Origin of the sequence: Flavobacterium petrolei (assembly GCF_003314435.2) — a bacterium.
In the GTDB taxonomy this organism is placed as follows: domain Bacteria; phylum Bacteroidota; class Bacteroidia; order Flavobacteriales; family Flavobacteriaceae; genus Flavobacterium; species Flavobacterium petrolei.
On sequence record NZ_QNVY02000002.1, the window covers coordinates 431,685 to 443,897 of the forward strand.

A 12,213-nucleotide genomic window follows, 5' to 3' on the forward strand; every position below is an offset into this window, starting at 1 on the left:
TTTAATGGAACGCTGATGATTTGGGATAAAAATATTCATTTGAATAAATAGTGATCCGAGTCAAAAAAATATAATTATGACACATACTAAAATACTTTTTCAAAGCTTTATACTAATCTTGTTCTGCGCTGCAACAGCTAGTGCGCAGGAAGTGCTGACGTTAGAAAGCGCTGTTAAAATAGCTTTGGAAAACAATTACGAAATAAAGATTGCCACCAATAATTTGACCATTCAAAAAACAAATGTTGCTATCGGAAACGCTGGAATGTTGCCTACTGTTACTGCTAATATACTTGATAATAACAGTATTCAAAACAGTTCACAAACGCGTCAGGACGGAACTGAAACAAAATTAGACAATGCCAAAAACAACAGTTTAACCTATGGCGTTGGACTGGATTGGACCATTTTTGATGGAATGCGGATGTTTGCACGAATGGATCAGTTGAAAGAGTTGCAAAAACTGGGTGAAGCACAATTAAAACTGACATTGATAACAAGAATCAGTGACGTGAATGCTGCTTATTATGATTTGGTTCAGCAACAACAACAATTAGCGGCACTAGACACGACAATCGTTATTTCAAACCAGCGATTGACTTTGGCGCAAAATAGATTTACGATTGGAAAAGCTTCAAAATTAGAAGTTTTGAATGCCCAAGTGGATTTGAATACGGATCAGGTTGCATTATTAAGACAAAAAGAATTGTATGCCAACAGTAAAATTTTATTAAATCAACTGTTGGCCAGAGATGTTGCCACAGATTTCAAAGTTATCGATGTTCTGAAGGTAGATTCCTTACTTTTACTACCAGAATTAAGAGCTTTAGCGGAAAAACAAAATCCACAATTAGAAACTCAAATTATTAATAAGAGAGTAGCCGAATTAGAATTAAAGCAAATTAAAGCTGGACGTTACCCTACTGTTCGCGTAAATAGCGCCTATAATTTTTCAGAAAGTCAATCCAGCCTTGGGTTCGTGGCACAATCGCAATCAAGAGGTTTGAACTATGGTTTTAGTGCTTCATTAAATTTATTTGATGGTTTTGCACAGAACCGAAATGAGAAAATCGCCAAGATTCAAATTGAAAATTCGAAGTTAAATATAGATCAGCAAAATTTGGTTTTAAACTCGCAGCTGGCGACTTCTTATCAGACTTATTTAACCAATTTAGAATTGATTGCTTTAGAAGAAAATAATGAATTGATTGCCAAACAAAATTTGAACATAACTTTAGACAAATTTCGCATTGGAACGATAACTACTTTAGAATTCAGAACAGCGCAATTGAATTATGTGAACGCCAAAGTACGTTACAGCAATGCTCAATTTCAAGGCAAATTATCTGAAATTGCACTACGTGAATTAGCTGGAAATCTTATTTTTTAATTTATTTTTGTTAAAAAAAGCAGCTTAAATGATTTCATACAATACAAAAGACTGGATTACTTTTATCTTTAGATTACAGAAATCGGACACTTTTAGAACATTATTGCCAATAATGTTTGCCATCGCAGTTTATTCTGGGATAATAGGATATCTAGAAGTAGAATACTGGAAATTGACTGATAAAAGTTACGTAAAAAACATTACTCTCATGCACGGAATGCTTGGTTTCGTGATTTCTTTACTACTGGTTTTCAGAACTAATACTGCTTACGACCGTTGGTGGGAAGGACGAAAAATGTGGGGCGCTTTAGTAAACAACAGTCGTAATTTTGCCATTAAACTCTCCGTGATTTTAACAGATGAAAAAGACTTAGCATATTTCAGAAACCTAATTCCCAGTTATGCTTCTATTTTAAACAAACATTTAAAAGATGACGAAACTAGTAAACAATTGTTTGACGATGTAGATTTAGAAATTGATCATCACAAACACAAGCCGAATCAGGTTGCGAAAATGTTGTTTCAAAAGATCAATGACTTATACGATTCAAAAAAAATAACGGGTGATCAACTGATTATTTTAAACGAAGAAGTAAAATCCTTTACTGATATTTGCGGTGCATGCGAACGAATTAAAAACACCCCTATTCCCTACTCTTACAGCGCTTTTTTAAAGAAATTTATATTTTTTTATGTGCTTACACTTCCTTTTGGATATGCCATTAGTTTAGGGTATTTTGTCATTCCTGTAGTAGTATTTATTTTTTATGTTTTGGCTAGTTTAGAGTTAATCGCTGAGGAAATTGAAGATCCTTTTGGTACGGATGCTAATGATTTACCGACACATAAAATTGCTGAGAACATAAAAAAACATGTAGAAGAGTTACTTTAATTTTTGTTAAACCGTGTTCTAATTCTAATTTTTTTTATTAAATTTAAACTTTGCCTTTTTTTAAAGTTTAAAATAAATGAATAGTAACCGTGCGCTTATAAATCCACCTCTTTTATCCAACGAGAAATCATTAAAAACATTAGTCGAAAATAGAACAGTTTACTCCCTAAACCATTGTGAGCTGAATCTTTTTGAAACCTATGAATCTGCGGTATTAGTTCCTTTGAAATTTAATGATTTTGTGGTGACCAGCATGTTGCGAGGTAAAAAAGTAATGCATCTTTTTGACGATCCTGGTTTTGTTTATTTACCTGGAGAAACCGTTGTGATTCCTTCGAATGTGGAAATGAAAATAGATTTTCCGGAAGCTTCAAAAAATAATCCTACGCAGTGTTTGGCTTTGGCGATAGACCAAACTAAAATTACAGATACTTTGCAGTTTTTGAACGAACGGTATCCAAAAGAAGGAAAAAACCAATTCTGGCAATTGGATTACCAAAATTATTTCTTTTATAATAATGTGGAATTAGCAACAACCATTAATAAGTTAATAAAAGAATGCATGAGCACCTCTATTACAAAAGATGCTTTGGCCGATTTGACTTTACAGGAATTACTGATTCGGATAATTCAAACTCAAACCGCAAAAGCAATAGATGATGGTTTATTTGCCGACCCAAGAAATCCAATCACACAAGTGGTAGAATTTATCCGCTTGAATTTAAAGGAAAATATCAGCATGAAAAATCTAAGCGAAAAAGCCTGTATGAGCTCTACTTCGTTCTATAGACTTTTCAAAAGAGAATTAGGTATGAGTCCTATCGAATTTGTGATTGGTGAAAAAATAAGATGCGCCAAACAGTTACTCAAAAATCCTACAATACAAATTAATGAAGTTTGCTACTTATCCGGATTTGAAGATTCCAATTACTTTATTCGTTTGTTTAAAAAACATGAAGGAATTACTCCAAAACAATACCAATTATTGTACGTAATCAATTAGATTTATTCAATATACGTTACGGGTTCAAGCGATAATTCTTCTTCAGGTGTAAAAATTCTATATTCGATTCGGAATGTTTTTTTCAAAGGTGTTTCCAATGAAAATCCTCCAACCCCAAATGCATCAATAACATCCAAAGTAAAATGAGCGTGTTTCCAGTATTCGAATAAATCCTTGTCTACCCAGAATTCCGTATTTTCTATTGTACCTATACAAACATCACCCAATCTTTGGTAAAAACCTCCTTTTTCAAAACATTGCGGTTGCGTTCCTTCACAACAACCTCCAGCTTGATAAAACATTAAATCACCATGTTTTTCCTGCAATATTTTGATTAATTCTATTGCTTTTTCTGTTGCATCAATTCTTTTTGTCATAGTCAGTCCTTTAAAATACAACCACAATTATTTAAAATTATGGCTGTATACTTTTATTAAATTAATTTAGGGATTTATGCTATCCGTTAATATCAATCAAAATTTTAACTTGAGATGGATTCGAAACCAATACTTCAAATCCTTCCGTTACAATCTCATCTAAAGTAATTCTTTTTGTTACTAATTTTTCAACCGGCATGCGTCCAAGGTCAATTAATTTTATCACTTGAGGAAATATATTTCTGTAGGCAATAATCCCTTTGATTGTGATTTCGCGAACAACCTGATCAAAAGCATCGAGTGTTACCAGTTTTCCAAATAAAGCCACTAAAACAGCAGTTCCTCCATTTTTTAAACTGGCAATTCCTCCATCAAATGAGGCTTGAACACCAGCTGCATCCAGAAAAATATCAACACCACCAGCAATCAAGTCTTTAATTTGTTGCGAAATATTTTCACTTTTACCATTGATGATAGTTGTTGCACCAATTTCTTTGGCTTTTTCCAAACGTTTATCTGCGATATCAACAACAATAATTTCTGCTGCTCCGGCAGCAATAGCGGCTTGAACACACAAAAGTCCAATTGGTCCAGCACCATAAATCAAACAAGATTGTCCCATTTTTAAACCACTTTGCAAAACAGCATAAACGGCAACTGCAGCAGGTTCTACCAAAGCACCTTGTTCAAAACTCATTGAATCCGGTATTTTATGGACCATATAATCTTCGACAACTGTGTATTTTGCAAAACCACCATTAGAAGTTAACCCAACAAAACCCAGTGGTTCAGACAGATTATACTCTCCGTTGGTAATAAATGGACTATCTGGATTTTTGAAAAGCGGTTCAACTACCACTCGATCTCCTATTTTTAGATGCTTCACCTGTTCCCCAAGTTCACAAATAATTCCGGCAAATTCGTGTCCTAAAGTAGTTGTGCCTTGATGACCGTTTAAAGGATACGGTTTTTCAACTGGAATCAACATGGGACCATGTGTATATTCGTGAAGATCTGAACCACAAATTCCTGCAAATTGAACTTCAATTTTAACTTGGTTTGAACCTGTTGTTGGGATTTCTGTTTCTTCTACTCTAATATCTTTTGCAGCATGCCAGCGGGCAGCTTTCATTGTTTTTGGTAACATAATATTTTGATTTATAAAAAAAGGTAAGCTTTAAAACTTACCTTTTTTTAATTTTTATTTCATCTCTAAAAGAAACCTAATCTCTTTTTATCATAAGAAATCAGCATATTTTTTGTCTGGCGGTAATGACCTAGCATCATTTTATGATTTTCACGACCAATTCCAGATTGTTTGTACCCTCCAAAAGGAGCTCCTGCAGGATAAGAATGGTATTGATTAATCCAAACACGACCTGACTGAATCGCTCTTGGTACCTGATAAATTTCGTGTGCGTCACGTGTCCAAAGTCCAGCTCCTAAACCATACATCGTATCATTTGCAATAGCTATCGCTTCTTCAGTGGTTTTGAAAGTAGTAACCGCTAAAACGGGTCCAAAAATTTCTTCCTGAAAAATACGCATTTTGTTATGCCCTTTAAAAAGTGTCGGCTTGATATAATACCCTTCCGCTAAATTCCCTTCTAGATGATTTTCTTCACCACCCGTTAGAACTTCTGCACCCTCTTCTTTTCCTAATTTTATATACGATAGAATTTTCTCTTTTTGAACCAAAGAAGTTTGAGCTCCCATCATTGTTGTTCTGTCCAATGGATTTCCCATTTTTATCGCTTCCGTTCTTTCAATTACTCGGGCAATAAATTTATCATAAATATCCTCATGAACCAATAATCGAGAAGGACAGGTACAAATTTCACCTTGGTTTAAAGCAAACATTACCGCACCTTCAATCGCTTTATCGAAGAAATCATCATCCGCATCACCTACTGATTTCATGAAAATATTTGGAGATTTTCCACCTAATTCTAAGGTTACTGGAATAATATTTTCGGTAGCATATTGCATTACTAAACGACCTGTTGGCGTAGAACCGGTAAAAGCTGCTTTTGACACTTTTTTGTTCGTTACCAAAGCTCTTCCAAGTTCAGCACCAAAACCGTTAACAATATTTATAACTCCCGGAGGAAGGATATCGCCAATTAATTCCATTAAAACTAAAATAGAAATTGGCGTACTTTCTGCTGGTTTTAAAACTACAGTATTTCCAGCTGCTAATGCTGGCGCAAGTTTCCAAACAGCCATTAAAATTGGGAAATTCCAAGGAATAATTTGAGCAATTACTCCTAAAGGCTCGCTTAAAGCGATAGAAACCGTTTGCGAATCTAACTCGGTAATAGAGCTTTCCTCAGCACGAATAACTCCAGCAAAGTAGCGGAAGTGATCAATTGCTAAAGGCATATCTGCCGCTAATGTCTCCCGAATTGCTTTTCCGTTATCAATCGTCTCAACAGTTGCAAGGTATTCCAAGTTATCTTCAATAACCTGAGCAATTTTATTCAATAAGTTACTACGCTCCGTTACAGATGTTTTTCCCCATGTCTGAAAAGCTTCATGTGCTTTATCAACAGCCAGCTCTAAATCTTCTTTGCTTGAATGAGCAGCTTGTGTAAATACTTTTCCATCAATAGGAGAAACTACATCAAAATAGTTACCATTTACTGGTGCAACAAATTTTCCACCTATATAATTATCATATTTAGCCTTAAATTCAGGTCTTTGTACTACGTTATCCATATCGTTAAATTTTTATTTTTCTCAAATTTAGTTTGCTAATTCTTCTTTTCATAGCACAATTCATTCAACTAATAGCATTAAATTTTCATATGTATTTTTTTAACCTAATTTTATTGTTTAATTCACATTTAATTATGGCTTATAATGCAATATTAACATTTAATTCCAGTAGTAATTAGCCCGAATCTGACACAAAAAAACCAAAAAAATTGTTTCTTACTCCAATAAGCAATCCTTATATTTGCAGTCTCATTAAAATTAACAGATGAAAATATCTTACAACTGGTTAAAACAATTCATTAAAATAGACTGGAAATCCGAAGAAACCGCAGCATTACTAACCGATTTAGGTCTTGAAGTAGAGATTGTTGAAAAATACCAATCGGTAAAAGGCGGATTAGAAGGCATTGTTGTGGGACATGTACTTACTTGTATTCAACATCCGGATGCTGACAGACTAAAAATAACTACCGTTGATTTAGGAAATGGTGTTCCTGTTCAAATTGTATGTGGTGCTAGTAATGTTGCTGCAGGACAAAAAGTTCCGGTTGCTACTATTGGAACGACACTATATGATAAAGAAGGAGTCGCTTTTTCAATTAAGAAAGGAAAAATTCGCGGACAGGAAAGTCACGGAATGATTTGCGCTGAAGACGAATTAGGTCTTGGTGAAAGTCATGACGGAATTATGATATTGGATGATGCCTTATTACCTGGAACTCCAGCGGCAACAGTTTTCAAAATTGAAAATGACGAGGTTTTCGAAATTGGACTAACACCCAATCGTGCTGATGCAATGAGCCATTTAGGAACTGCTCGTGATTTAAGAGCCGGAATGCTGCAAAGTGGTGTCAACGTAGAATTGATTACACCATCCGTAAGTAATTTTAGAGTCGACAAAAGAACTCTAAAAATTGACATTGATGTTAAAGAACCTAAACTTGCCCCAAGATATTGCGGGGTGACAATTTCTGGTATAGAGGTTAAACCTTCTCCAGCTTGGTTACAAAATAGATTAAAAGCGATTGGATTAAATCCAAAAAATAATATTGTTGATGTTACAAATTATGTTCTACATGAATTAGGTCAACCACTTCACGCCTTTGATGCTTCAAAAATTAACGGTAAAATAATAGTTCAAACTCTTCCTGCTGGAACCAAATTTACTACTCTGGATGATGTGGAAAGAACATTACATGAAGAAGATTTAATGATTTGTGACGAAAAAGGACCTTTGTGTATTGCAGGAGTTTTTGGTGGGAAAAAATCAGGAGTTTCAGAAAGTACCAATTCTATATTTTTAGAAAGCGCTTATTTCAATCCTATAAGTATACGCAAAACAGCCAAAAGACATCAACTAAATACGGATGCTTCTTTCCGTTTTGAAAGAGGAATTGATTCAACTATTACAGAATATGCATTGAAACGTGCTGCTTTATTAATTCAAGAAGTTGCTGGAGGCGAAATAACATCTGATGTTATGAATATGTATCCTAAGAAAATTGAAGATTTTTCTGTTTTTTTAAACTTTAGTAAAGTTGCAAAAATTATTGGTCAGGAAATACCAAAAGATACCATTAAGAAAATATTAGTTTCTTTAGATATTAAAGTGAATAGTGTTTCAGATGCAGGATTGGGATTGACTATTCCTTCTTATCGTGTGGATGTACAAAGAGAAATTGATGTAATTGAGGAAATATTGCGAGTATACGGATACAACAACATTAATTTTTCTAAAAAGTTAAATGCTACGGTTTCGAATTCACCTAGAAACGAAGATTATAAAATTCAAAATACGATTGCTACACAATTGAATTCTCAAGGTTTTCATGAAATAATGGCAAATTCACTGACTACAGCTTCTTATGCTGCGCTTTCAGATGAATTGAATGTTGCACACAATGTGACGATGCTTAACCCTTTGAGTGCTGATTTATCCACAATGCGTCAATCTTTGTTATTTTCAGGATTGGAAGCTGTATCGTATAACATCAATCGTAAGAATGCCGATTTAAAATTATTTGAATTTGGTAAAACCTATCATAATTACCTAGCTGGCTACGAAGAGAAAAAACATTTGAGTTTATTCCTTACCGGTAATAGAAATCAAGAAAACTGGACCGCTACGCAGAAGCCATCTGATTTCTTTCTGTTCAAAGGATATATTTTAGGGATACTTTCAAGATTAGGTTTAGATAAAGCACAAAATAATCCCGTCACTTCGGATGTTTTTTCTGAAGGATTAGCTATTTCGATTGGCAATGAAACCATTTTAGAGTTTGGAATTGTAAAAAAATCGATTCTAAAACATTTTGGAATCAAACAAGAAGTTTTTTATGCTGATTTTGATTGGGATACAATTCTAAAGAAAATCTCCACAAAAATAAAATATGTTGAAATTCCTAAATATCCTGAAGTTCGCAGGGATTTGGCGTTATTAATTGATAAAAATATAACGTATGACAGTATTTATAACATTGCTCGTCAAACTGAGAAAGCACTTTTGAAAGATATTAATTTATTTGATGTTTATGAAGGAGAAAATCTTCCTGAAGGTAAAAAATCGTACGCTTTAAGCTTTACCATTCAAGACAGTTCTAAAACACTGACGGATGTTCAAATTGACAAAATTATCTGCAAACTGCAAAAGAATTTTGAAACTGAACTTGGAGCAAGTTTAAGATAATTTCTATTTTTTTATATTATATAAAATCCCGATTCTAAAATTAGAATCGGGATTTTGTTTTTATATATTTTTAATTACAAATTCGCTACGTCTGTTTAACTCATGTTGCTCTTCAGTACAAGAGTCCTCAGGAATACATTTTATGTTTTGGACCGTCTCTCCATATCCTTTAGCAAGAATTCGTTTGGAAGGGATTCCTTGTTCCAGAAAATAAGTTCTTGTTGCTTGCGCTCTTCTGGATGACAAATTCATATTAAACGTGTTGTTACCTCTGCTATCTGTATGCGAACCAATTTCAACAACCATTTCAGGATATTTTTTCATTAATTCAACAACTCTGTTCAAAATAGGTTTTGAATCCTTTCTGATATACCACAAATTATAGTCAAAATAGATCGGATCTGTTTTAATGATTAATCTATTTTTTTCTTGAACTACATCTTTTTCATTCGCTACAATTGCTTCTATTTTTTCTTTCTTCTTAGCTTCGGCTAAATCTTTATCTTTTTTGGCTGCTATTACAAGATCTTTTTTGTTTTGCTCCTGCGCTAAAATTGCTTCTTTTTTCTTCAAGGCTAAGGCAGCTAATTCTGTTTTATTCTGTTCATCAAGAATCAATTGCGCTGCTCTTGCTATTTCTTCCATAGATTTTAATTCCATTGAGGCATCATTCCTCTTATTTCTTTCTTTGCTACGAGCAACTATTTTGAAACTGTTGGTATAATTTTCTTTGGATGCATTTACTTTAAATTCTGTTTCACAAGAAACTGTAAAATTAAATGCACCGTCTGCAGATGTTACAATTCTTTGCAATTCTATTGCATCAGAATTTTGTAAAACAACTACAGTATTCTCTAATGGTAATTTTGTATCTACATCTGAAATTATACCGGAAATAAATTGCTTACAATCCTCTATTAGTAATTTCTTTACCTCTTTTAAAGAATAAATATCATCACTACCCTTTCCTCCTAATCGATTGGATGAAAAATAACCTTCATTATACTCTGAATCTATGTAAAAAGCAAAATCATCATATCCAGAATTCAGAGGCAAACCTACGTTTTCAGCTTTTAAGAATACGTTATTTTGCAACTGCGAAACAAAAACATCCAACGATCCATAACCTTCATGTCCATTTGACGAAAAATATAATCTATTGTCTTTTGAAATAAAAGGAAATTGTTCTTTTTTGGAAGTATTAATTAGATTACCTAAATTTTGGGGAGTACCATATGCATCACCACTTATTGATACTGAAAAAATGTCAAAAGATCCTAGTGATCCTGGCATGTCGGATGCAAAGTATAAAGTTTTCTCATCAGTACTCAATGCTGGATGTTCTGTAGAATAATTTTCACTGTTGAATGGTAACGAAACTATATTTATCCATTTATCATTAACATATTGAGCCTTATAAATTTGAAGGTTTGAAACTTTGTCATTATTCTTACCTCTTCTTCCTTTTTTATAATTATTTCTAGTGAAATAGATTGTCTTTCCATCTTTGGTGAATACAGCGTTAGATTCGTGCATGGAAGTATTTATTTCTTTAGAAAAATAATTTACAATTGAATTACTGGAATTTATATTTTTTAAAGGAATTGAAATTAAATTCAAATACGTTTCACCATTCCATTTATACATTTTATCAAATAAACCTGCTTTCTTTTTTACTCCCGAAAACACTAAATTCCCTCTCTCTGAGACTGCTCCAAATTCAGAATTTGGCGTATTTATCCCTAAATTTTTTATTTCGAATCGATTACCGATAGCAGAAACATTTTCTAGATTGACTAGCTCTTTTTCAAAGTCAATCAAAAATTTTTGATCCGTTAATGAAGAAAAATAGTTTCTCATAACTGAATTAGCAGTTTTGTAATTTCCAGTAGCTTTTAAAGTTTGGGAATATTTAAAATAATACCCTTCTTCTAGATCTTTACTATAATTATTTATCAATAGTTTATAATAGCGCTGTGCATTTGCAAAATCACTCGTAAAATAATAACTATCAGCAAGGTTCTTAACTACCGTTACTGAACTGTTTTCTCGAATAATGGATTCATACAATGGAATAGCTTCATTATAAAAAGTTCTGTCAAAAAAACGATTGGCTCTTTTTAAATCTTGTTCTTGGGCGTTTATTAATTGTATTGAAAATACGATTAAAATCAGTACTATTTTTTTCATATTTTATATGTTAGAAAAATCTTGGCGATTTATCGTATCCTTTACTAGATAAATCCAAATTAAACAATACAAAAATTTCATGTGTTCCAGAATTGAATTGCCCCAGATTAGACGTATTGTAATCATAGGCATATCCAACTCTGATGTTAGGCGTTGCTTTTACATTCATCATACCACTTACTGAATCTCCAAATCGATATGCAGCTCCAAATTCAAATTGGTCATTGTATAGAACGTTAGCAGAAAGGTCTAGTGAAATTGGTGCGCCTTTAACATATTTTGACATAAAAGATGGTTTAAATTTGAATGAATGCGAGATATCAAAAACATAACCACCAGTTAGAAATACATGAATATTTTCTGAGCCAAAAGAGTTAATTCCTGAACGTTCCTCAATATGTTTTGTAGCAAGCAAATTAGGTGCTGATAAACCTACATAGTACTCTTCCGTGAAGTAAAATGCTCCGATACCAATATTTGGCATGACATCATTAATATTTTCAGAAAATGCTAAATCTGTTAAAGCATTGCCACTTTCAAAAACAAACCCATTAAAATTAGTTGCTAAGGATGTTAAACCCGCTTTTAATCCTAGAGATAATTTATGATTATTATTGAATTCTAACAAATAAGCAAAATCTGCAAAAAAGTTATTCTCTTTTTTAGCACCGTCTCCAATATCATCCGAAATTAATGAGAAACCAACTTCAACTTTTTTATTTACTGGCATATGGGCAAAAAGAGTCAATGTTTTTGGGGCGCCAACGGCTCCTACCCATTGCGTTCTATATAGAGCTCCAAGATTTAAAGTGGATTCAACTCCTGTGGCATACGCAGGATTTAGCACATTCATATTGAACATATATTGTGTGTATTGTGGATCCTGTTGTGCTGATGCTTTAATTATGATTAAGAAAAAACTTAAAAATAGTAGTGTTTTTTTCATTTGAAATTTGT

Annotated in this window: 9 protein-coding genes; 4 read left to right on the forward strand and 5 right to left on the reverse strand. The window is 33.1% G+C overall.

Annotation, left to right across the window (positions count from 1 at the left end; translation table 11 throughout):
* The first annotated feature begins 76 nt into the window (after window positions 1-76).
* The 3 genes from DR871_RS08425 (at window position 77) to DR871_RS08435 (ending at window position 3,285) form a co-directional block, all read left to right on the forward strand.
* Window positions 77-1,390, forward strand: coding sequence for a TolC family protein (locus DR871_RS08425; protein ID WP_113665699.1), 1,314 nt, complete (start codon window positions 77-79; stop codon window positions 1,388-1,390).
* A 28-nt stretch (window positions 1,391-1,418) separates the two neighbouring features.
* Entirely contained in the window at window positions 1,419-2,282 is an 864-nt protein-coding gene (locus DR871_RS08430; protein ID WP_113665698.1) for a bestrophin family protein, read from the forward strand.
* 76 nt (window positions 2,283-2,358) lie between these two features.
* Window positions 2,359-3,285 (forward strand): AraC family transcriptional regulator, encoded by a 927-nt coding sequence (locus tag DR871_RS08435; RefSeq protein WP_113665697.1) that lies wholly within the window; start codon window positions 2,359-2,361, stop codon window positions 3,283-3,285.
* Between the two features lie 2 nt (window positions 3,286-3,287).
* Here DR871_RS08435 and DR871_RS08440 read toward each other — a convergent pair whose 3' ends face one another.
* The 3 genes from DR871_RS08440 to DR871_RS08450 form a co-directional block, all read right to left on the reverse strand.
* Window positions 3,288-3,662, reverse strand: coding sequence for a DUF779 domain-containing protein (locus tag DR871_RS08440; protein ID WP_113665696.1), 375 nt, complete (start codon window positions 3,660-3,662; stop codon window positions 3,288-3,290).
* A gap of 79 nt (window positions 3,663-3,741) precedes the next feature.
* Entirely contained in the window at window positions 3,742-4,809 is a 1,068-nt protein-coding gene (locus DR871_RS08445; RefSeq protein ID WP_113665695.1) for a 2,3-butanediol dehydrogenase, read from the reverse strand.
* A 65-nt stretch (window positions 4,810-4,874) separates the two neighbouring features.
* Window positions 4,875-6,380, reverse strand: coding sequence for an aldehyde dehydrogenase family protein (locus DR871_RS08450; RefSeq protein WP_113665694.1), 1,506 nt, complete (start codon window positions 6,378-6,380; stop codon window positions 4,875-4,877).
* 265 nt (window positions 6,381-6,645) lie between these two features.
* Between DR871_RS08450 and pheT the strand changes: the two genes are divergently transcribed.
* Complete coding sequence (pheT, locus tag DR871_RS08455; RefSeq protein WP_113665693.1) at window positions 6,646-9,066, forward strand: phenylalanine--tRNA ligase subunit beta; 2,421 nt, start codon at window positions 6,646-6,648, stop codon at window positions 9,064-9,066.
* A 60-nt stretch (window positions 9,067-9,126) separates the two neighbouring features.
* Here the strand turns inward: pheT and DR871_RS08460 are convergent, their stop codons facing one another.
* Window positions 9,127-11,256, reverse strand: a complete 2,130-nt coding sequence (locus DR871_RS08460) for an OmpA family protein (RefSeq protein WP_113665692.1) — start codon at window positions 11,254-11,256, stop codon at window positions 9,127-9,129.
* Window positions 11,257-11,266: 10 nt separating this feature from the next.
* Window positions 11,267-12,202, reverse strand: coding sequence for a PorP/SprF family type IX secretion system membrane protein (locus tag DR871_RS08465; protein ID WP_113665691.1), 936 nt, complete (start codon window positions 12,200-12,202; stop codon window positions 11,267-11,269).
* Window positions 12,203-12,213: the final 11 nt, after the last annotated feature.